General features: G+C 61.4%; 14 protein-coding genes and 1 pseudogene. 5 read left to right on the top strand and 10 right to left on the bottom strand.

Going from position 1 to position 22,343, the window contains the following annotated elements; all coding sequences use genetic code 11:
• The first annotated feature begins 547 nt into the window (after positions 1-547).
• Together BTN82_RS14595 and BTN82_RS14600 are read left to right on the top strand one after the other, a co-directional pair.
• Positions 548-1,558, top strand: a complete 1,011-nt coding sequence (locus BTN82_RS14595) for an HAD family hydrolase (RefSeq protein ID WP_075119817.1) — start codon at positions 548-550, stop codon at positions 1,556-1,558.
• 88 nt (positions 1,559-1,646) lie between these two features.
• Positions 1,647-3,224: an arylsulfatase gene (locus BTN82_RS14600; protein WP_075119818.1), complete on the top strand. Its 1,578-nt coding sequence runs from the start codon at positions 1,647-1,649 to the stop codon at positions 3,222-3,224.
• Between the two features lie 259 nt (positions 3,225-3,483).
• On the opposite strand, the gene BTN82_RS14605 is transcribed toward BTN82_RS14600, so the two are convergent.
• The 5 genes from BTN82_RS14605 to BTN82_RS14625 all read right to left on the bottom strand — a co-directional run bounded on the left by BTN82_RS14605 (position 3,484) and on the right by BTN82_RS14625 (position 9,791).
• Positions 3,484-4,410 (bottom strand): LysR family transcriptional regulator, encoded by a 927-nt coding sequence (locus BTN82_RS14605; protein ID WP_075119819.1) that lies wholly within the window; start codon positions 4,408-4,410, stop codon positions 3,484-3,486.
• A gap of 451 nt (positions 4,411-4,861) precedes the next feature.
• Positions 4,862-5,899: a catalase family peroxidase gene (locus BTN82_RS14610; protein WP_075119820.1), complete on the bottom strand. Its 1,038-nt coding sequence runs from the start codon at positions 5,897-5,899 to the stop codon at positions 4,862-4,864.
• Between the two features lie 5 nt (positions 5,900-5,904).
• Positions 5,905-7,014 carry an alkene reductase gene (locus BTN82_RS14615; RefSeq protein ID WP_075119821.1) on the bottom strand — a complete coding sequence of 370 codons (1,110 nt, stop codon included), beginning with the start codon at positions 7,012-7,014 and terminating at the stop codon, positions 5,905-5,907.
• 276 nt (positions 7,015-7,290) lie between these two features.
• On the bottom strand, positions 7,291-8,241 hold the full coding sequence (locus BTN82_RS14620) for a LysR family transcriptional regulator (RefSeq protein ID WP_075119822.1): 951 nt from the start codon (positions 8,239-8,241) through the stop codon (positions 7,291-7,293).
• Between the two features lie 242 nt (positions 8,242-8,483).
• Complete coding sequence (locus BTN82_RS14625) at positions 8,484-9,791, bottom strand: OmpP1/FadL family transporter (RefSeq protein WP_075119823.1); 1,308 nt, start codon at positions 9,789-9,791, stop codon at positions 8,484-8,486.
• A gap of 222 nt (positions 9,792-10,013) precedes the next feature.
• On the opposite strand from BTN82_RS14625, the gene BTN82_RS14630 reads away from it, so the two are divergent.
• The 3 genes from BTN82_RS14630 to BTN82_RS14640 all read left to right on the top strand — a co-directional run bounded on the left by BTN82_RS14630 (position 10,014) and on the right by BTN82_RS14640 (position 14,004).
• Positions 10,014-10,517, top strand: coding sequence for a sigma-70 family RNA polymerase sigma factor (locus BTN82_RS14630; protein ID WP_075119824.1), 504 nt, complete (start codon positions 10,014-10,016; stop codon positions 10,515-10,517).
• Positions 10,517-11,515 (top strand): FecR domain-containing protein, encoded by a 999-nt coding sequence (locus tag BTN82_RS14635; protein WP_075119825.1) that lies wholly within the window; start codon positions 10,517-10,519, stop codon positions 11,513-11,515. The genes BTN82_RS14630 and BTN82_RS14635 overlap by 1 nt, the downstream gene beginning before the upstream one ends.
• Before the next feature lie 80 nt (positions 11,516-11,595).
• On the top strand, positions 11,596-14,004 hold the full coding sequence (locus BTN82_RS14640) for a TonB-dependent siderophore receptor (RefSeq protein ID WP_075119826.1): 2,409 nt from the start codon (positions 11,596-11,598) through the stop codon (positions 14,002-14,004).
• A 29-nt stretch (positions 14,005-14,033) separates the two neighbouring features.
• Here BTN82_RS14640 and BTN82_RS31550 read toward each other — a convergent pair.
• From BTN82_RS31550 to BTN82_RS14665, 5 genes and pseudogenes are all read right to left on the bottom strand, one after another.
• Positions 14,034-14,206 (bottom strand): annotated as a pseudogene (locus tag BTN82_RS31550) (tail assembly protein); the annotation flags it as partial.
• Positions 14,207-14,245: 39 nt separating this feature from the next.
• Positions 14,246-16,600 (bottom strand): tetratricopeptide repeat protein, encoded by a 2,355-nt coding sequence (locus BTN82_RS14650; RefSeq protein WP_075119827.1) that lies wholly within the window; start codon positions 16,598-16,600, stop codon positions 14,246-14,248.
• A gap of 106 nt (positions 16,601-16,706) precedes the next feature.
• Entirely contained in the window at positions 16,707-19,229 is a 2,523-nt protein-coding gene (locus tag BTN82_RS14655) for a fused MFS/spermidine synthase (protein ID WP_075119828.1), read from the bottom strand.
• Positions 19,230-19,412: 183 nt separating this feature from the next.
• Positions 19,413-20,765, bottom strand: a complete 1,353-nt coding sequence (locus tag BTN82_RS14660) for a BatD family protein (RefSeq protein ID WP_075119829.1) — start codon at positions 20,763-20,765, stop codon at positions 19,413-19,415.
• On the bottom strand, positions 20,762-22,342 hold the full coding sequence (locus BTN82_RS14665) for a VWA domain-containing protein (protein WP_075119830.1): 1,581 nt from the start codon (positions 22,340-22,342) through the stop codon (positions 20,762-20,764). The genes BTN82_RS14660 and BTN82_RS14665 overlap by 4 nt, the downstream gene beginning before the upstream one ends.
• Between the last annotated feature and the right edge of the window lies 1 nt (position 22,343).

The following is a 22,343-nucleotide window of genomic DNA, read 5'->3' on the forward strand; positions in this document are numbered from 1 at the left end:
AAGTATCTAAGGCAAGTGTCTTTATCGAACCAGAGTGAATAAGCAAGAGCGCGTTGTGTTTTTTTCGTATTGAGAGGGTTGGCGCCGCAAGTGCTGTCGGCAGGCTGCGCCTCCCCGCGGAGTCAGTCGAAAGAGGTGACGGCGCTCCCAGCCTTATTGGCACTCTTGCGGAAAACGGTAGCGGCATATTAATGGCTATCCTGAGGTGTTCAAGACTGGAAAAAGATGACACTCGGCACGCTCGGGTGTCTGCCTGGAGGCGGCTGATCCGGTTGAAGAAAGAATCTTCGTGGCGCTTTTCCCCACGGGTGTGGGCTGTACTTATAAACGCATGGAACAACAGAGTGTCGTGTAATGAATATGGGTTCAAAGACCCTGTTCGCCGCATTGCACAGAACTTTGCTAGTGTTTATTGGAACTTGCAGAGGCGCAACATAACAACTGTGCGCCATCGAACCAGAGAAAAGCAGCGCCCGCCCAGGCCGTACCTGGGTGAATCGACTTGAATAACGCGGTTCCCGCCTTTTGTATTTATCAAGGAAGTTGCATGCACTTGAATCCGGCTTTGCTTAAATTGCGCTGGCTTTTCGCACTGTTGCTGATTCTGCCGCTTCTGGGCCAGGCTGAAGAGGTTTTGCCCTCCTGGCGCGACGGCCCCTCACGTACCGCGATCATCGGGTTCGTCGAGGCGGTGACCGAAGAAGGTGGGAAAGGGTATGTGCCGCCGTCGGAGCGTATCGCCGTATTCGATAACGACGGCACCTTGTGGAGCGAACAGCCGCTCTACTTCCAGATTCTCTTCGCCTTCGCCGAGGTCAAGCGCCTCGCTCCCCAGCACCCTGAATGGAAGACTCAACAGCCATTCAAAGCCGTGCTGGAGGATGATCACCGGGTCTTTGCCGCGAGCGGCATACGCGGGCTGATGGAAATCGTGACCGCCACCCATACCGGCATCGATACACAGACATTCAACCAAAACGCCCGTCGCTGGCTGGCGACGGCGGTGCATCCACGTACCCACAAGCCTTTTACCGAGATGGTGTACCAGCCAATGCTGGAACTGCTGTCCTTTCTGCGTGACAACGGTTTCAAGACGTACATCGTCTCCGGCGGCGAGGTGGCCTTCATGCGTACCTTCGCCGAAGAGGTCTACGGCATCCCACCGGAACAGGTGATCGGCACCACCTTCGCCACACGGTTCCAGGACAAGGACGGGCAGTTGTCGATCCAGCGCCTGCCGGAGCTGACCCACAACGACGATGGTCCGGGCAAGCCGGAAAGCATCGAGGCGGTCATTGGCAGGCGGCCGATCCTGGCCTTCGGCAATTCCGACGGCGACTTGCAAATGCTGCAGTGGACAGCAGCCGGATCGGGTCCGCGCTTCATGGGGCTGGTGCATCACACCGATGCCAAGCGCGAATGGGCCTATGACCGCGATTCGAAGATCGGCCGCCTGGACAAGGCGCTCGACAAGGCGCGGGCCGGTGCCTGGACTATCGTTGATATGGCATCCGAATGGCGTCGGATCTACCCGTTCGAAGCCACGACCGGCGAATGATTTTAATAAAAGGCGTTAGGCAAGACCCCGATAAATATTAGTCGTGCGACACGGCGGCTTTTAGTGAGTGAGCAAAAGGAGCAGTCAGATGACTCGCATACATAAATGGTTACCCAAGCTGGCCTTGGTGGTGACCTCGGTCATGGCAGTTTCCGCAACTGTCGCAGCCGCTGAAAAACCCAACATCCTGGTGATATTCGGCGACGATATCGGCCAGACCAATATCAGTGCGTATTCGATGGGGGTGGTCGGCTACAAGACCCCGAACATCGACCGGATTGCCAAAGAGGGCATGATCTTCACCGATTACTATGCGGAGAACAGTTGTACTGCGGGACGTTCCTCGTTCATTACCGGGCAGTCGCCACTGCGCACCGGGTTGACGAAAGTGGGTATGCCGGGCGTGGCGGTCGGCCTGCAAAAGCGCGACATCACCATTGCGCAAGCGCTGAAATCCCAGGGTTATGCCACCGGCCAGTTCGGCAAGAACCACTTGGGCGACAAGGATGAATACCTGCCGACCAACCACGGTTTCGACGAGTTCTTTGGCAACCTGTACCACCTCAATGCCGAGGAGGAGCCCGAACGTCCGTACTGGCCCAAGGACGACGCCGAGTTCGTCAAGGTTGCCTCTCCACGCGGCGTGATCCACAGCTTCGCCGACGGCAAGATTGAAGACACCGGTGCGCTGAACAAGAAGCGCATGGAAACCATCGACGACGAAACCACCGCCGCCGCACAGGCGTTCATCGAGAAACAGGCCAAGGCTGACAAACCCTTCTTCGTCTGGATGAACACCACGCGGATGCACGCGTTCACCCATGTTCGCGAGTCCATGCAGGGCCAGAGCGGCATGCCCGGCAACGAGTATGCCGACGGCATGCTCGAGCATGACGGTGACGTCGGCAAACTGCTGAAAACCCTGGATGACCTGAAGATCGCCGACAACACCATCGTCGTCTACACCACCGACAACGGCCCGAACCAGTGGTCGTGGCCGGATGCGGCCACCACGCCATTTCGCAACGAGAAGAACTCCAACTGGGAAGGGGCTTATCGCGTTCCGGCCATGGTCCGCTGGCCGGGCAAAATCAAGCCTGGCGAAGTGTCCACGGAGCTGTTCTCCGGTCTTGACTGGTTCCCCACCCTGTTGGCCGCCGCAGGCGACACCAGCGTGAAGGAAAAACTCTTGAAAGGCTGGGCTCCGACCTCGGGCGGCACCAACTTCAAGGTGCATCTGGACGGTTACAACCAACTGCCCTACCTGACGGGCCAGCAGCCGAAGAGCGAGCGCAAGGAGTTCTTCTACTTCAACGACGACGGGGCGCTGGTTTCTATGCGTTTCGACAACTGGAAGGTGGTTTTCTGCGAACAGCGCAAGCCAGGCGGTTTCGAAGTCTGGAGCGAACCCTTCGTTTGCCTGCGCGCACCGAAGATCTTCAACCTGCGCATGGACCCTTATGAAAGGGCCGATGTCGTTTCCGACCAGTACTACGATTGGTCGGCGAAAAACATCTACATGCTGGCAGTCGCCACCCTGAAGGCCTCGAAGTTCCTCGAAACCTTCGTTGAATATCCGCCGAGCCAGAAACCGGCGAGCTTCAGCATCGATCAGATCCGTGCCGACGTAGACCGGCGGATCGAAGAGAAAATGAAGAAACAGTAGCCTGATACAGCCTGCAGTGGCGTCGCCATTGCAGGCTGTAGCTGTACGGCGATGCCTTGCGTTGGCGTCCCGCTCCTATCTACGTGCCGTCAGCGCGCGATCCCGATCCCCCCAAACGCCTCATCACTGCCAGTGTCTGTTCGTGGTACGCGTACGACAGTTGGCGCTGTGTGCCGCTTCCATCTGTTTACCCGACCTGAAGATGAACTTGGCTCGTGGGCCTGGTTGTTGCCTTGCAACTGGGTGGGAGCATGAATCCTTAGTAAAGCAGTCCTCGCTCCAGCAACCTTCGGTCCCACGGCGCGGGATGGCCAATTTCATCCGCAAGAAACTTGGCCAGCGCAAGGATCTTGTGGGGCGTCTTTATGGTTTTGCGGTAAACCACCGAAAGATGACCGCCTGAAGGTGAATAGGGCAGCAGCACCGGTATCAACTCTCCGCACAGCAAAGCATCTTCGGCGAGGAAAGTTGGCAAAATAGCCAAGCCGATGCCCGCTTTGGCACTCTCCAACAGTTGATGTCCAGAATCGGTGCGTAACCGTGTACGAATTCGAAACGACTCTTGCTGACCATTAAGCGTAAGTTTCCAGAAACCATTGGGTTCGCGGTTGTAGTACATCAACCCATCATGTAGCTGGAGGTCCTCTGGATGTTGAGGCGTGCCATTCTTCTCCAGATACTCGGGGCTGGCACAAATAAGGTGGTGATTATCGGTGATGATCTTCGCGACCAAAGACGAGTCTTCCAGCCGGCCAAGACGTATGGCCATATCGAAGTGCTGGTCTTGAAGGCTGACAAAGCTATCGGTGCTTTGTACGTCAATATCCAGCTCGGGATGTTTCTTGGCGAACTTCGAAAAGATCGGCGCGAGATAACGCGGGGTGAATGCCAGTGGCGCGGAAATACACAGGCGCCCCTGGAGAAAAGCATTCGCCTGCCTGACCGATTGTTCGGAGTTCTTCAGTTCTTGTAGAAGGTAGACGGCCTGGCTGTAATATATCTGCCCCGCATCGGTCACCGAGAGTGGCCGGGTTCTACTGACCAAGGTACAACCCAGGTGTTTTTCCAACTGTTTAATGCGCTGGCTTACTTGGGACTTGGTTGCGCCCAGGCGACGTGCGGCTTCGGAAAAACTCAGGGCGTCAACCACGGTGACAAAGGTGTTCATGTTGATGAATATATTCATAGAACTCTCGGTTTTTCCGCTTTTTACTGTTTTTGCCTTTTTATTTTTTACGCCAGCCATAATCCTGACGCCAAAAAAGTAGCTGCACCCATATGTAGGGCGAGTAAAAAGTTCAGCGGCTAGAGGGTGTGACTTTTTTAAAAATGATAAGTTTCACAGGGTTGCAATGATTGATCCGGCAGAATAAGGCCGTTCTTGAAATGAATACTTTTCCTCTTTTTTGATGGTTTTTCAGGCAACTAAACATCATCTTCTCGGAAGCCCCGAGGAATAGAGCGCTCCGAGTTACTACTCGCAAAGCGCTCTTACGCTATATTCAGGCAAGTAGCCTGCAACAACGGGTTGCTGCAGGTACGCGGCCGAAAAAGTCTCTCAACGGTCAACGGATGGCAAAGTCGGGAAACGCCTTAACCCGATCTGTCGCGTGCTCAAGTGCGGCTTTGCACGTCGCTCATGGCTGACGCCGCCTGTCCATGGCCCGTTCGTAGATGCCCTGGCGGGCTTCGATCATCGGATCGGCGCTGGGCGCGATGCCATCCGGCAGGCGACCGGGATTGAAGTCCAGGCGTTGTTGCTCGGCCTGCTGTGCTGCGGGGGGAATCAGCCGGTCGAGGGTGAGGATGCCCAGTTCAACCTCTTGGTTGGTACGCGACCAGGGGATGGAACCGTCTTCGACCCCATCGCCCGGTGCCGCCAGTTGCAGTACCAGGCGGATCTTCGCCGGCCCTTTGCCCAGGCGTGTCGCCAGTTCGTCCTGCAGATAGTCGTCAGGCATGGCCGCGGCCTGTTCGTCGCTCAGCGCGGGTTCGTCGATCAAGGGCTCTATACGGTAGCGCCCCATTCGACGCTCGCCGTCGAGGTTGCTGAACTCCAGCGCATTGACGCCGAAGTACTCGGTGCTGATGTAGCTGCGGGGGGCCGGTTTGGGGGCATCGAGAAACTGCCTGGCCCGCGGATGCCCGGCCAGGAAACCGGCCAGGGGCGCCGGGTCGGGCGGCGTGGCCACGCTGGCCGCGATGCCTTGCAGAAAACCCAGGAAGTCCTGCGCGGTCGCGACCGGGAAGCCGTTGAATGAATGGGCAACGATATCGGTGGACTGCCCGTCGGGCAGGGAAAAGCGGATCGCCAGCCCGTGCGGGCTGGCCGTGGGATCGCCGTCCCGGGTGCCCGGTAAACCGCTGAAATTGGAAAAGCGCACGCGTACCGGTATGACGCCCCCCTGAAAGTGCAGCGCTCGGCTCACCTGGGGCGCGCTGCGGGTGGCGACGAAGGTTCCCTGCACCAATATCCCCTTGGCATGAGCCACACGAAACCCTGCATGCTGGCCAAAGGTGGCGTAGAGCGCATCGAGCAAGGCGTTGTAGAGCGCTTCCTGGCCCATGGCGGAACTCCTGGCGGTGGTTGGATTGTCCTCGGCCTGGGCGGTGGCCAGGGGCATGTTCAATGCCCCCAGCAGCAACGCGGCAACCAGGCGTCCTGGCTGACCCATGGGGCTCAGCTCCGGGAAGGCAGAGAGGGATAGTCGGTATAGCCGCGGGCATCCCCACCATAAAACGTGCTGCCATCAGGCTCCGCCAGGGAGGCGCCGAGGGCAAAGCGTCGTGGCAGGTCGGGGTTGGCGATAAAGGGTTTTCCAAACGCCACGGCATCGATAAGCTCTTGCTCCAGCAGGGCTTGCGCGGAGTCCTGTTGATAGCCGCCGCAGACGATTATCGCGCCGGTGAACGCCGAACGCAGCTGGTTGCGAAAGCCGGGCGGGTAGGGCGCGCCAGGCCATTCGGCGAGGTGCAGGTAGGCAATGTGTCGCACACTGAGCGCCGCGGCCAGGTAGAGGGTGATGTCTCGGGCTTCGACCTGGAAGTCCATGTCGTTGACGCTCGGTGGGCACCAGGGCGACAGGCGGATTCCCACGCGCTCGGCGCCAATGGCGGCGGACACCGCATCGACGACCTCGAGCACGAACCGTGCGCGGTTTTCCAGGGTGCCGCCATAACCGTCGGTACGCTGATTCGTGCTGACCGACAGGAATTGCTCCAGCAAATAACCGTTGGCACCGTGCAACTCCACCAGATCGAAGCCGGCGGCCATGGCACGCTTGGCCGCCTGCACAAACTCCTCGATCACCGCGGCAATGCCTTTTTCACTCAGCGCTTGCGGTGGGTCGCAATCGACCATGGCCGGCACGCCGTTCTCGTCGAAGGCAAAGGTCTTGGATCGCGCGCGAATGGCGGAAGGGGCCAGGGGCGCCTGGCCCGGCGGCAGTACCGAGTGATGGGCGATGCGCCCGACGTGCCACAACTGCGCGGCAATCAACCCGCCATTGGCGTGCACCCGATCGGTGACCCGTTTCCAGCCTGCCTGCTGGGCATCGGTGTAGATCCCTGGGGTGTAGGCGTAACCCTTGGCCCCGGGAGAGATCGGAATCCCTTCGCTGATCACCAGCCCGGCACTGGCGCGCTGGCCGTAGTACTCGGCGTTGAGGGCGGTGGGGATGTCGCCGGGCTGTGCCGAACGCGAGCGGGTCATGGGCGCCATCAGTACCCGGTTGGCCAGGATCAGGGGGCCGATGTCCAGGGGGGACAGCAGTTTCTTGGTGTTCGTCATGGGTAATCTCTCAGCAGGGGACTCGCGCCAGGTGCGCAGGCGCATTGGCGTTATTGGCACAGGCCGGGAGAAAGACAATCTGTCTGTGTTCGATGCGGGCCACTGCCCGCCGCCATGCCAGCGGGCATCGCCACACGGGCCATGAGCGAGGTAGCGCGTTCGGGGGTGTTCAACGTCTTGTCCATGCATCCTCTCCCTGTCAGACGCGGGGTTGAAGCGTCTGCGCGAAAGAGGCTAAAGCATGCTCAAGGCATCAATAAGCCTGCAAAAACCGAATCACGGTTTCACTTTTTGTGAACGCTCAATCGATTGAGCATGAGCGGCCAGTTTCTGCTCCCATACCGGCGGGCTGCCGATCTGTTCGCTCAAGAAACCGATCAGGGCTTGCAGTTTGGGCGAGGCCCTATGGGACTGGCGGTACACCGCCGAGATGTTGCCGCCAGGAGGGGCGTGGGGCTCCAGCACGACCTTCAGCTCGCCCGCGAGGATGGCATCCGCGGCGAGGAAGGTCGGCAGGATCGCCAATCCCATTCCGGCCTTGGCGCCTTCCAGCAACTGATAGGCGTTGTTGGTGCGCAGGCGGCGTTCCACACGAAACGACTCAAGCCCCTCGCCAACCGGCAAGCGCCACATGCCGTTGGGTTCGCGGTGCACGTACAACAGGGCGTGATGACCGGCCAGGTTCTGCACGGTTTGCGGTGTACCGTGGGTCGCGAGATAGGCGGGGCTGGCGCAGATGACATGGCGGTTGACGGCAATGGTCTTGGCGATCAGGGAAGAGTCCGGCAGTGCGCCGAGGCGGATAGCGGCGTCGAAGTTCTCTTCCTGCAGGTTCACATAGCGGTCATCGAACTCGATATCCAGGCGTAAATCGGGATAGCGCACGGCGAAAGCGGCCAGGATCGGCGTCAGGTAGCGAATGCTGAACGCCATGGGCGCGGACAGTCGCAGGCTGCCGCGCAGGCTGGAAGTGAACGCCTGGACCGCGTCCTCGGCGTCCTCGACATCCGCCAGGATGCGCACGCAATAGTGATAGAACACCTGCCCCGGCTCGGTAAGACGTAGCTGGCGCCCGCGTTCGAAGAGGAGGCTGCCCAGGCGTTTTTCCAGTTGCTGGATCCGTTGGCTGACCATGGATTTGGTCGTCCCCAGAAGCCTCGCGGCTTCAGAAATGCTGCCGGTATCGACCACGGCGACGAAGAAGTGCATTTCAGACAGTTTGTTCAAGTGACTCACCTGCGGTAGGGGCTGTTCTTTTTTACTCTGGCATGACCGCGGGGAGTTCGTCGCCGGGGATTTGATAGAGGCGAAACGCTTGGATGAGAGGAGGGCGGGCCTGACCGCGCAGTTGTTTCGTTATTCCTGCGCGACGGTTGCAGGGAATTCATGAACGTTCCGGCGATCTTTTCCACGGCAGGCCACCTGCTGAAGAAGGCCGGGTGGTCAGTCAGCGTTGGCCCCGGCCCACGCTAGAAACGCCACGTGGCGCCGCCCCCGATGATGTGCAACGCGCTGTTACGGAAGGTCCCGGAGAGCGTGGTGCCCGAGCGTGCCTTGGTCTGTTCGCTGTCCATGTCGCCCAGCCACACCAGGGTGTAGGCCAGGTGCAGGTCCAATCCTGCTTCCACTTGATAGTTGACGCCGGTCGCCAGCCGCCAGGTATCGCCCATCGGGTTGTCGACGGTGCGGTCTTTCTCGTCCACGGCCGAGCTGTCGTAGCCCAGCCCCATGTTCCAGCGCAGTTTTGAGTTGGCCTGGTACTGCGCGCCGACGGAGGCGTGCCAGGTGTCCTTGTACTGGCGGTTGACCGTGCGGTCGACGCCGCCGGCGTTGGCATCGACGGCCACGCCAATCTCCCCGAAGTCGCTCCAGTCCTGCCAGCCGAGGCTGCCGAGCAGCTTCCATTGCGGGTCAAGCCGATGCGCCACGCTCAGCAGCACGGTCTGCGGCACGTTCATGTCCAGCTCCAGGGCGTCGACATCGAGACGGCGCAGGGCGGCGTTGATAATGGGGTTGCTGACGTTGCGTACCTGGGGGCTGTCCTTGAACTGCAGTTTCACCTTGCTGGTGTAGGCGAGGCCGATCTGCGTGCGCTCATTGAGCTTATAGAGCACGCCGAGGTTGACCCCCGTGCCGACATCGGTGTCCTTGTATTCCAGTTGACCGTCCGGGCGGTCGAGCACGCCGAGGAGGTTGTTGTCGATGGCCATCTCGGTGCGGTAGTAGCCGTATACGAGGCGCGGGCCGATACCGACCGAGAGCTGGTCGGTGAACTGGTGGGCAATAGTCGGTTGAAAAGACACGCCGATGACGGCGGCTTCCTGGGTGAAATAACGGCCGGCCCAGTCGTCGTCATAGTCCAGGGCAAGGCCAAAGTTGCCATACATGCCAAAGCCCACGGCCGAGCGTTCGTTGATCTGGTGGCTGATGAAGAAGCTGGCGCCGGGCAACCATTGCAGCGCGTTCCCCCCTTCGTTGCCATCGAACTGATTGCTTGCATCGCGGGAGAAGGTGAGGCTGCCGAGGATCACCTGGGCGTTGGCGCTGATCTGCGTGCCGGCCAATTGGGTGATGCCCGCGGGGTTGCTCATCAGCACGCTGGGATCGTCGGTCAGCGCGGCGGCGCCGGCATTGGCCAGGCCGTTGCCTTCCTGGCCGGCCTCGTAAATCATGATGCCGCCTGCCCAGCTGTTGCCGCTTGCCACCCAAAGTGCGCAGAGCGCCAGCAGCCCATGCAGGCGGAGGGGAGCAGTAGGGCGCATGGGCATCGATTTCATGCGGCTTTCCTTGAGAGGCATCAGGGATGACACGGCTGCCAGCGAACGGAGCGCGATAATGGCGAGTCTAGGCCACGCTTGCGTTATGTGCCTTGTTGCAGCCGTTGGCCGGTCTGTCCCGAGTCGAAAAGATCGCTTGCACGTGTTCTTCTGCGTTCTTGTCGGCACTCAATTAGTCACATATGATACTAAGTCTCATTTGCATCAAATCCGTGGCAACTCATGGCATCCGTCGACTCCGCTCAGCTCACTGCTCTCTACGAACAGCAACACCGCTGGTTGCGTAACTGGTTATATCGGCAACTGAGCTGCTCACACCGCGCGGCCGATTTGATGCAGGACACCTTCATGCGTCTGCTGACCAGCAACGAGGTGCTCGAAGTCCGCCAGCCTCGGCCTTTTCTGGCCAAGGTGGCACGCAGCGTCCTGTCCAACCACTACCGCCGCGCACGCCTGGAAAAAGCCTACCTGGATGCGCTCCAGGTAGAAGACGAAAGCGTGATGCCGGATTTGGCGACCCAGTTGATTATTTTCGAGACATTGGTTCGACTCGACGAAGCGCTTTGCGAGCTTGATGTCGCCGTAAAAAAAGCCTTTCTCTGGTCGCAACTGGATGGGCTCAGCCACGCGGAGATTGCGGCGCAGTTGGGCATTTCGATCGCCACCGTCAAGCGCCACATCATCAAGGCGGGAGCGCACTGCATGTTGGTGACGCAAGCACTGTAATGACTATCACCAGAAACACCCTGGCCCAAGAACCGTCCCTATCACCGAAAATGTGCGAGGAGGCGATGGAGTGGTGGCTCGATATGCGGGAGGCCGATATCGATGCACCTGCACCGGCCGCTTTCATGGCATGGCGTAATGAACACCCCTTGCATGAGATTGCCTGGGAAAAAGCTTTGGTTCTGGGGGAGCAGCTCGATTCATTGCGCACCCGAGGCGATCCAAACCTTGCCCGGCGGGCCCTGTTGCTCCCCTCCCAGGAAGGGTTGAGCAGAAGACGGGCAATCAAGGGGCTGGCGTTGCTGCTGTCCGCAAGCGCTGGTGCATGGTTGGCGCGAGACAGCGACATGGTTTCGCGCATAAACGCCGATTACGCCACCGGCGTTGGTGAGCAGCGACGTGTCGCGCTGACCGCCGATTTGTCGTTTGAACTCAATACCCGCAGCGCAATGAATGCGCAAAAGACAGATCATCGCTGGCATCTTCGATTGCTCAGCGGCGAGGCCCTGATCGACACTGCGTCGAACCAGGCTCTGTTTATCGATACCGCTCAGGTTCGGGCACAGGCGTCCTCGGCGCGTTTCACGGTACGCCAGTTTGACAATGGCTCAACCCAGTTGGCGGTCTATCGTGGCTCGCTTCAAGTAAACCCAACACAAGCCAGCACCTGGGCTTCTCTGCAAGCCGGGCAGCTGGCTCGTTTTGGGCCATTCGGGATGCTCGATCAGGGGGCACTGCACGCATACGCTCCGGCCTGGGCCGAAGGTATGATCGTCGCCAACGGCCAACCGCTTCAGGCTTTCCTCGATGAACTTGGCCGGTATCGTCATGGACATCTTGGGTGCGACGCCACCTTGGCCAATCTGCGCGTATGGGGCACCTACCCACTGGCAGACAGCGATCGAATCATCGATGCCGTCGCACAGACGTTGAAACTGGATGTGCAGCGTTTCACTCGCCTGTGGGTCAACTTGCGCCCTTTGCAGGTTAACGTATGAAGTTTTTCGTTTTCGATGAGCCGTTTTGATTTCTGGCGAGACTCATAAGCCATACATCAAAAATCGTCGGGAAACTTCACATGCATCTCCGCAGTATTTCGTCGTACTACGCACCCTCATTAGCCATCACCCTTGGTTGCGCCGGGGCGGTTCTGGCCGTCACTGCATCGCCAGTGTGGGCCGCCGCCGACAGCAGCGTGCAACATTACGCAATTTCGCCGGCGCCACTGGGCACTGCGCTCAATCAAATGGGCCAGCAAGCCCATTTGTTGTTGTCGTTTCCCAATGACTTGATTGCAGGACAAAACAGCCCTGGCTTGAATGGTGATTACACGGTCGACGGTGCTCTACAGGCGCTGCTTGCGGGCAGCCAACTCATTGCGGTTCGCCAGCCGGATGGACGCTACATCCTCGAGCGGGCACCGACCTCTACCGGGCTGGAGCTTCAGAGCATTTCAATTTCGGGCAAGGCCCCCGGATCGACTACAGAGGGCACCGGGCTCTACACCACCTACTCATCCAGCAGTTCGACCCGTCTGAATTTGACCCCCCAAGAAACCCCACAGTCGCTGACTGTCATGACCCGCCAGCGTCTGGATGACCAGCGCCTGACCAACCTCAGCGACACCCTCGATGCCACGCCGGGCATCATTGTGTTGCGTGACGGCCTCGGTGCAGAATCCGACGGCTACTTCTCTCGCGGCTTCGAGATTCAGAACTTCGAAATCGACGGTGTGCCCACCGTCAAGCGCATGGACAATTACACCCAGAGCATGGCCATGTATGACCGCGTAGAAGTGGTGCGCGGAGCTACCGGCCTGATCAGCGGCCTAGGCAGTCCTTCGGCAACGATCAACCTGATCCGCAAGCGTCCGACCGCCGTGGCTCAGGCCAGCATCACCGCTGAAGCCGGCAACTGGGATCGCTATGGGACCGGTTTCGATGTATCCGGCCCGCTGACCGAAACCGGCAATGTGCGCGGTCGCCTGGTCGCCGACTTCAAAACCGAGCAATCCTGGATCGACCGCTACAAGCAGGATTCGCAACTGATCTACGGCATCACCGAATTTGACCTGACTGAAGACACCCTGCTGACCATGGGCTTCAGTTACCAGCGCACTGACGTCGACTCCCCCATGCGCTCCGGTCTGCCGACCCGTTTCACCGATGGCTCGCGCACCCACCTCAAGCGCTCGCTCAATTCGGCGCAGACCTGGTCTTACAACGACCATGAACAGACCAGCTTTTTCACTTCGATCGAACAGCAGTTTGCCAATGGATGGAGCGGCAAAGTCGAACTCACCCACACCGAAAACAAGTTCGATGAGGTCTTCAACTACGTCAACGGCAGCCTCAAACCGGACGGAAGCGGAACCACTCAGTTGCCAGTGCGCTTCTCCGGTATCCCGCGCCAGAACAACATCGACGCCTACCTGACGGGCCCGTTCGGTCTGCTGGGCCGCGAGCACGAGTTGATCGCTGGCGTGACCTTGTCCAACTATTACGAGAACGTACCAAGCTACGGCGGCTGGAAATACGACTACTCCGGTTCCCCGGCCGGCGCGATCGACAACCTGCTGAACTGGAACGGCGACTCGGTGAAACCGCAATTCAATGTCACGGGCAAATCCGCCACCGACGAAACCCAATACGCCGCTTATCTCGCCACGCGCCTGCACGCCACTGACGATTTGAGTATCTTGCTGGGCAGCCGCGTGATCGACTGGCATCGAGAGATTGAAGACAAGCCGTACGGCGCAGCGCAAACCAAGACCAAGGAATCGGAAACCGGCGTCTACATTCCGTATGCCGGCGTGGTCTATGACCTCAACGACACGTGGTCGCTGTATGCCAGCTATACGAAAATCTTCAACCCGCAATCGTCCTGGGTACGTGACATCAATAACAAGCCCCTGGACCCGATGGAGGGCACCGGCTATGAAGTCGGCGTCAAGGGCAGCCATTTCGACGGCAAGCTGAACTCCAGCCTTGCACTGTTCAAGATCGAGCAGGACAACCTGGCGATCTGGATCGATACCCCAGGCGGCAACACCTATAAATCCGAACAAGGCACCACCACCAAGGGTGCTGAATTCACTCTGGATGGCGAACTGGCCGAAGGCTGGCAGGCATCCGCCGGTTATGCCTACGCCGTCAGCACCGATTCGGACGACCAGCGTATCGTTACCACCCTGCCTCGCCACAGCCTCAAGACCTTCACCAGCTATCGCCTGCCGGGGATTCTGGACAAGGTCACCCTTGGGGGCGGTGTGAACTGGCAGAGCAAAACCGGTGCCGACCTGCACACGTTCACCCAGGGCAGCTATGCCGTCACCAACCTCTTGGCCCGCTACGACTTCAACCAGCATCTGAGTGCGTCAGTCAATCTGAATAACGTGTTCGACCGCGAATACCTCAGCTATGCCGGCGACCACGGTATGTACGGTGCTCCAAGAAACATTACGACAGGTGTCAAATACAGTTTCTGACGTTCGCACGCTCCGTGCTGAGTCAGGGCCATCGCAGCACTGCCGATGGCCCCGCCGCCCCGGCGTTTGCCATACCGGACGCTGCGGTATTTCGGGCTGATCCAAACGCGTACGACGGCTGGTTTTCGGGGGCGGCGCCAGTCTTGAGGCCAGCAGCCTGCGGGCTGAGCCTCTGAATGACAGCGCCGGCGGCGAGTGCAATTTACATTCCCCCTCCAAAAAACGCTGCCCCAGCGGGCGATCACTTCAACGCCGGATCGCCCATGTTCATCTTTTTCCAGCCTTGCAACAGCACCTGGGCTTTGGGCTCCTGCCCGTTATCCAGGTAGTACTGAATCAACGACAACCGCGCGTTGCGGTTGGTCGGCTGTACTTTCAGCACGCGCTCCAGCTCTTCACAGGCTTGGGCGACGTTGCCGCTGTCGTGCAGCGCCACCGCCAGCACGTAGCCGTACTGAGCGTTCTGCGGCTCCAGCGCAGCCGCTTTGCGCAGGGCCGGCATGGCCTGGGCGGTGTTGCCGGCACGGATCAGCACCAGCCCTTGGGTGTGTTGCAGCAGCGCGGCCTCCGGTTGTTCTTTCAGGCGCTGCGCCAGCAGTGTCTGCGCTTCCTGGTGGCGTCCGTTGGCCTCCAGCCATTGCACCAGCGTCACCAGGGCCGGGTAGAAGTCCGGATCGCGTTTGAGGGCAGTACGCAGCAGCGCTTCGACTTCGCCGTTGCGACCGCTGGCCTGATAGAGCATCGCCAGATTGAGGTTGGCCTCGGCCCGTTCCTGCAGGCTCTTCTGCACCGCTTCGTATTCGGCGATCGCCGCGCTCCAGCTGGCCTGGGCGCCCGGCAGGCCATTGCGCGCCACGCTGAGCAGATCCCGGGCGGCAACGATCCTCACCGCTTTCACCGGATCATCCAGCAACGGCGTCAACAGCGACACGCGCTCCGGCGGCGGCAACAGCGCACTGATCGCTCGGACGGCGCTTTCGCGCACTTGCGGGGCCGGGTTGTTCAAGTCCCTGGTCGCCAGTTTCAACGCCTGCTCGCTGGGGTAGAACGGTAGCTCGGCGAGCAAGGTCGCACGCTGAATCGCCGGCAAATTGCTCCGTTGCAGTTGCTCGTACAAGGCTTCTGCGGCCCCGGGCTGGCCGTTGCGAATCAGCCACAGGCTTTCGTCGTAGCGTGGGGCTTGCGCGGTGGCGGCGCTGTTCCAGAGCTTGAACTGTTCGGTGACCTTGTCGCCGGCCTTGCCCTGGTGGCACGTCAGGCAGGCGTCGGGCGTGCCCAGTTTTTTCGCGCGTTCGGGATTGGGAATACTGAAGCTGTGGTCATGCCTGAAGTCATTGCCCATGTAGAACTTGCCGGGCATGTGGCAATCCACGCACTGCGAGCCCGGCTGGCCCATGGTGTGGCGGGTGTGTTCGATGGAGTCGTAGTTCTTCGCTTGCAGCCCCTTGCCATCGACGCCTGCCACCGCGGTCTTGCCCGCGGTGTTGTGGCATTGCAGGCAGACGGCGGAGCCCGGCGCCTTGAGCTCATTGCTGTGGGGGTTATGGCAGTTGCTGCAGCGCACGCCCTTGTCGGCCATTTTGCTCTGGGCGAAGGAGCCGTGCTCGAACACTTCATCCTTGATCTTGCCGTCCAGCGCGTACAGCTCGCGGGTCAGGGGGCTGGGCAGGTAGTCGTCCATCAGCCGCTTGCCGACGCTGTAGCCGTCCGCCAGCGGTGCGCGGCGCGAATGGCAGCGGGCGCAGGTTTCGATCTCGACGGTGGCGTCCTTGTCCTTGAGGTCGACGGCAAAACCGGCGTGGATCAAGTCACCTTTGTTCGCCGTCCACGCCAGGTGGTTGGAGGCCGGGCCATGGCACGCCTGGCAACCGACGCCGAGGCTGTTCCATTGACTGTCGAAGGTGTTGCTGGCCGCATCGAAGTTGCGTTTGAAGCCGGTGGTGTGGCACTCGACGCACATGAAGTTGGCGTTCTGGCTCGGCTTGCTCCAATGCAACGGGTTCTTGAAATTCACGCCCTGGCCTGGATACAGGTGGAACCAGCGATGCTTCTCGGTATCCCAGGCCACGCCGAGCGCTTGCAGCCGACCGTCGCCCACCTCGATCAGGTATTGCTGCAACGGCGCGACGCCAAAGGTGTAGGCGACTTTGTAGTCGGCGTTCTTGCCGTCGATGCCGGGAGCGTTGACCCAGAATTCGTCGCCTTTACGGGTGAAACGGGTGGTTTCTTTTTCCGCCTTGAAGGTGACGTTATTGAAGTCGCCCAGCATCGTCTCGGCACTGGCTTGCTGCATGGCCAACTGGTGGTGGGAGCCTTGCCAGTCCTTGGCTTGCTCGCTATGGCAGCCTTGGCATTGCTGCTCGTCGACCAGGGTCGCCGGGGCCATCGCCACCGGCTGCGGTTTAACCGGCTGAGCCACGGGCGTACTGACGGTGGCGGGCGTCGGGACGGCCGGCGTACTGCTGAATAGAAACCAGCCGATGCCCGCCACGGCCAGGAGCAATACACCGATGGTGACGGGAAACAGGTAACGGTTGATCAGGTTCGGTTGAGCATCAGGCGTCGGTTTTTTTACTTTATTTTTAGGTGTCGGCATTGCAACTTCCGTGGTCCAGGTGCGTTTGCCCTAAGGCGCGCGTTCAGCGTGACGCAGTTCGCCGGATGCCCGGCGTCCCAATGAGAGTGTGATTCGACTGTCGGGTTCATTCAGCCCTTTTCGGGCCGACAAACCAGCGGAAATACGGGTTGCCTCCATCCCCGCGCATCACGTCGCGCACATCCCTGGCCCACGCGTCCCGGTCACCGTCATAAGCGTGCAGGCTCGCCCGATAAAACTGCATCAAGCGTTGCCGATGGACGTTCATGCGCTCGACGAATGCTCCATCGGCATTCACCAGCGCGGGCGGTTGATACAAGTCGAGCAGGGCCGGCAGCACACGGCTGATTTCCTTGGCGCGGACCCACGGGGCGTATTCGATACGCGGCTGATCGTCGGTCACTGGCAGGGCGTCGGCGGCAAAACGTTCCAGCCCGGCGCGATCGGTCACCCAGGTCGCCAGCAAGGCGGGCGCCGAGGCGACGCCCACATCCTGCAACGTGCTGCGTACGCTGTCCTGTTGGAAGCGCTGGTCGATTTTCGCGGCATCCAGTTCGATGGGCTCAAGCGATCCCACCAGCAGCATTTCGTGGAACTCGCTGGTCCACAGGGTCGCGTAGGGGAACGCATCGAGGAAGCTGCGCACCAGCGAGCGCGAATCGTCGATGTTCTGGGTCGGCAACGGCAGCCACTGCGCAACCAGCCCCTGTTTCTCAAGGCGGCTGGCGGCCAATTGGTAGAAGTCCCGGGAGTACAGGTTCACCACCCCGGCAGCGGAGGGCGGTGGCGGTTCGAGGGTGATCAGGTCATAGAGTTGCGGGCTGCGCAGCAACTCCTGGCGACCGTCCCGCAGGCGGATATCCACCGTCGAATCGGCGGCGTTGAAGTTGCCTTTGAACAGGGGCGCCGCCTTGACCACGGACGGCAGCAATTCGGCGACGACACGCTGTTCCAGCCCCGGATAGCGGGTCAGGGCGCCAGCGGTAATGCCAGTGCCGAAACCGATGACCAGCGCCGAACGCGGTTCGCCGTTATGGATCAGCAGCGGCAGCAAGGCCTGCAGGCGCATGTAGCGCAGCGAGGGCATGGCGTCGCCGGTGTTGGACACGCCCTGGATATACAAGCGCTGGAAGCTGTTCTGCCCCTTGCCTTGGGTGACGACCGCGACGGTGCCGCCGCGTCCTTCTTCGTAGAACGCCAGTGTCCCGTTACGGGCGCCGGGGAGCAGGCTGGCGAGTTTGTCGATCGGGGTAAAGACGGCCACGGCCACCGAGAGCAGGCCGATGGCGGCCACCGCCTGGCGCCGGCCTTTCTTCACGCCATGGCCTTTGCGCACCGCGAACCAGCCAATGGCGGCGGCGACCATCGCCAACAGCCCTAGCGTGCGGACCAGCCCCAGCCACGGGATCAGCACAAAGCCGCAGAGCATCACGCCGATAATGCCGCCCAGGGTGTTGAACGCCACCACGGCGCCGACATCCCGACCGACCCGCTCGCGACCGACGCTCAAGCGCAGCGCCAGGGGAAACGCCGCGCCCAGCAACAAGGTCGGCAGGAACACGATGCTCAACGCCGCCACGGCAAACCGGGCGCTGATACCCAGCAAATCGCTGCCGCCCAGGGCCAGCACGGCCATTTCGGCCTGCGACTGCAAGAGCACCAGCCAGCGCCCGAGCAAGGCGATTTCCAGCAGGGCGAGCAACCCGGCCCCGGCGATCAACACGCCGAATACGCCCCAGGGATCACGCAGGCGATCCACCCGACGGGCCAGTAAGGCGCTGCCGATGAACAGCCCGCTGAGATAGGTGGCCAACACCACGGCAAACGCGTAGGTACGGGTACTCATGAACTGCACGATGGATTGCGACCAGACCACTTCGTACCCCAACGCCACGCCGCCGGCGATCGAATACAGCCACAAGGCCAGCCGATCCGGCGCTTTGTCCGTGGGGTGCCGGGCCGGGGCCTCTGGCGCCGGCAGGCCATGCCGCTGGAACCACAAGGCGCCCGCGGCGGCCAGCAGGTTAAGGATCGCCGCGACCCAGGCACTGCCGCGCACGCCAAAGGCGGCAATCAGCACGAACCCGGCGAGCAGGGTGCCGGCAATGGCGCCGGCGGTGTTCGCAGCGTAGAGCTGGCCGCCGGCCTTGCCCAGTTGCTGCGGGTCGGTGGCCAGCGAGCGCACCAGCACCGGCAGCGTGCCGCCCATCAACAGCGCGGGAAGACCCACCAGGGCAAACGGCAGCACCCAGGCCAACAGCCCGACTTGCTGTTCCAGCCAGGCGAAAGGACTGGCCGCCAGGCTCATCGCAAAGGTCGTACCGACACCCAACGCCGCGACCAGCACTTCGAGCCCCGCATACAGCAGAACCGGTTGCCGCAGGCGATCCGCCCAGTGGCCGAAGACCAGGCCGCCCAAGGCCAGGCCTGCGAAAAACGCGCTGATCCCGGTGGTAATGGCATACACCTCCACCCCCACCACCAGCGACAGCTGTTTGATCCACAGCACCTGATACACCAGCGCCGCGGCGCCGGACACGAACAGCAGCAGGGCAGGGACCCGCAACGCCGGGGCAACGGCGGAGCGGGGGGGAAGGGTCGACGACTTACTGGCGACACGTGAGGACATTGCGGATTGCCTTATGCCTGTTCAAGCGAAATAAGGCCGCTCGCCGGGGAAGGCGAGCGGCGGTCGGGCTGGGTCTGATGTGCAGCAGGTGCGGTGTTCATGTTGCGCCGCCGTGTGCATCGGCCGCCGCCTGGATCAGAGGCGTATGCGGGGCATGGCGGTGCCGGAGCGCTAGCGGGTTGCTCATGGGCGTTGCTTCTCGGGAGCGGGGTTGAGGGGGCGCAATGTGCGAGCTGCCGAGCCCTGGTCGCGCCCGGCGGGAGCTCGCAGCGTGGCCAGGCACTGCTTGAGTTGATGCAGCGCCTGGTCTTCGCTCGGATCACGGCCGTAACAGGCGCGAAGCATCTCTTGCAGACGAGGATCGAGGGGATGCAGTTTCAGGCCCAGGCACCGGCGCCTGGCCCAGAGGTACAACGCACTCAGTTGCGCGGGCCGGGCATCGATTTGCGCTGGAATCTGCCGCCACGCATAGTCGGCGGACGCCAGCCATGCGGCCTGTCTCGCGCGGCGCCGCGACTGCCAGGCCGCGTAGGCGCGGTGTGTGATCGGGCGGGCGAAATAGCCCAGTGCGCTTAGCGCAAGCAGCAGCGCCGCCAGCCCCAACCAATGCCCGGATAGATGTCGGCGGCTTTGCTGGCCGAGTTTTTTCAAGTCTTCGTCGATGGAAAAGAACGGGCGATACGTGCCGTTGGCCACGGCATCGATGACCACCGCCGGGACGTGCGCGGTGCGAGCCTGCTGGCTGCTTGAATCCCACCATTTCAACGCGATGGGCGGCAAGTCGTGGCGGCCCTCGGTATCGATCCGATAAGTCACGGTGTCGATCCGCTGGCCACCGCTGAAGTGACCGCGACCGTCGTCGAGGTTGATGATCTGCGCCGCTTTCGGATAGCGGCGCAGATCATCGACATCGCCCAGCGCAGGCGCCGGCAGCGACATGGCCAGGGCGCCGTCGGCCTGCAGCGTCAGTTGCCGGGTGATGCTGTCGCCGACCTTCAGCGGCGTCGCCGAATTGACGACGGCCTGGGTGAAGCGCAGCCCTTGCGCCACCAGCACCGGTTCGCCGGGTTCGAACCCCGGTGGTTGTTGGGCACTGAAATGCAGGGGCTGGCTTTGCGCGCTTAATTCGCGGCTGGCCTGTCCCGGTTTGGCACGCACGGTCAGGGCTGGGACCGCGAAGCCTTGAGCGAGATTCGGGATGATTCTGTAGCGATAGCGCATACCGCTGAAGGCGGTGCCGTCCAGCGTCTGGTTAAGGTGCTGGGCGTGTCCGTCTGGCGGTGAAACCAGCGCACCGGGCAGCTTGAGGTCGGGCAGGACAGGGGCCTCGGTGAACCAGCTGTCGGTGAGGACATCGAGCTGCAGTTCGAGCATGCCGCCGACCATCACCGAGTCGGCGGGTTGCAGCCTGGCCTGGATGCGCAACTCGGGTTCGGCGGCCAGGGCGGTGCCGGTGAGCAGGCAGAGGCATAAGGCGCCGATTCTTTGAGCGATCGAGGTGCCGCCCTGGCAGTCTCGCTCTGGCAGGCCGTTCATGGCGTCCTCCCGGCCTGATCCTGCAAGCTGAACTTCTGCTTCAAGAATTTCGCCGGCGAGGTGCTCAGGTTCTGCAGCCACTGCTCGTCCGAAGCCGCTTGCGCGGCCTCCAGCGGTTTGCTCTGGCCCTTGCCCGGCGCCTTGTCCATTTTGATTTCGTCGGGTTTGACCTGGGGCGCGTTCTGTTCGGCGCTTTCGGTGTCTTTTTGCAGCGCGATCGCCAACGCCAGGTTGGCGCTCGCTTCCGGGAACTGCGGTTGCAGCTTCAGTGCCTGGGTATAGGCCGCGATCGCTTGATCGAACTTGAAGCGGCGCACATGAATATTGCCCAGGTAGAAATACGCCTGGGGCGTTTGCAGTCGCGCAAAGCTGGCCAGCGCCACGTCGAAGTCGGCGGCGTTGTAGGCGGCAATGCCTTTCCAGTACGGGTCGACAAAATGCTGGGCGGCCTGGGGAAAATGCTCATGCTCGAAGGCCCAGCGACCTTGCTGGTCGGGGGTGAAGAACGCATCGATCAGCGCATTGGCTTCGGCCGGCGCCGGTTGCCATCCGATGCCCAGGGCCAGCAGCCAACCCGCCATCCAGTTCAGGCTCCAGCCCTTGCGCACGCCGAAGAAGGCAATCAACAGCAGCGGCCAGCACAGCCAGTATCCGGCGTCTTTCCAGTGCAGCGCTTGTTGTTCGGCGCTGGCACTCTGGAAATGCCGTTGGGCGTGCAATTCGACCCAATCCAGATCGTCGTCGTTGAGGGTCAGGCTGCCCAATGGCGCATCCAGGGCCGAGGCCAGTTGCTTGAGCGCCGCCTGGTCGAAACGGCCGAGCGCGGGGCGACCGTTACTGTCGGTGCGCGGCTGGCCGCTGGCGTCCTGAATGATGCCACCGTCCTCGCTGCCCACCGCCAGCACCAACACTTGCAGCGTACTGTCGTCCAGTTGCTGGTCCAGACCGGTGAGTTGAGACGTGTCGGCACCGTCAGTGATCAGCAATAACGTGCCCGGGGTTTGCTCGGCAGCCAGTAGACGCTTGGCTTGCTCGATGACAGCGCTTAGGTTTTTTCCCGGCCTGGCGATCAGGTCGGTGCTCAGCGCCTGGATAAAGGTGTCGAGCAACGCGGGGTCGTCGGTCGGCGGCAACACCAGGTGAGCGCTGCCGGCGTAAGCGATCAAAGCGCTATGGGCGCCGGACCGACGCTGGATCAGGTCATGCAGCTTGTGCTTGGCGGCTTCCAGCCGACTGGGCGGGACGTCGCTGGCATCCATGGACGGCGACAGGTCGATGGCGATGATCAACGGCGCGCGGTTTTGCAGAAAGTCCGGGCGGTCCTGTTCCCAGGTCGGACCGGCAGCGGCAAGGGCGCCCAGGATCAATAACGCGCAGACCAGGTGCACGGGGCGAAAGCGCTGCTGGGCCTGCGGCGTAATCAGCAGATACGGCAACAAATGCCCGGCAACCAGGCTGCGCAGCCGCTGTTGCACGTCTTGATGGCGGCGCCAGAGCCACGGCAGCAGCGCGCCGAAAGGCACCAGTAGCAGCCATAGCGGACGCAGGAAATGGAAGTCGCCGAGGTTGATCTCCATC

This window comes from Pseudomonas chlororaphis, assembly GCF_001921865.1.
GTDB classification, from domain to species: Bacteria; Pseudomonadota; Gammaproteobacteria; order Pseudomonadales; family Pseudomonadaceae; genus Aquipseudomonas; species Aquipseudomonas chlororaphis_D.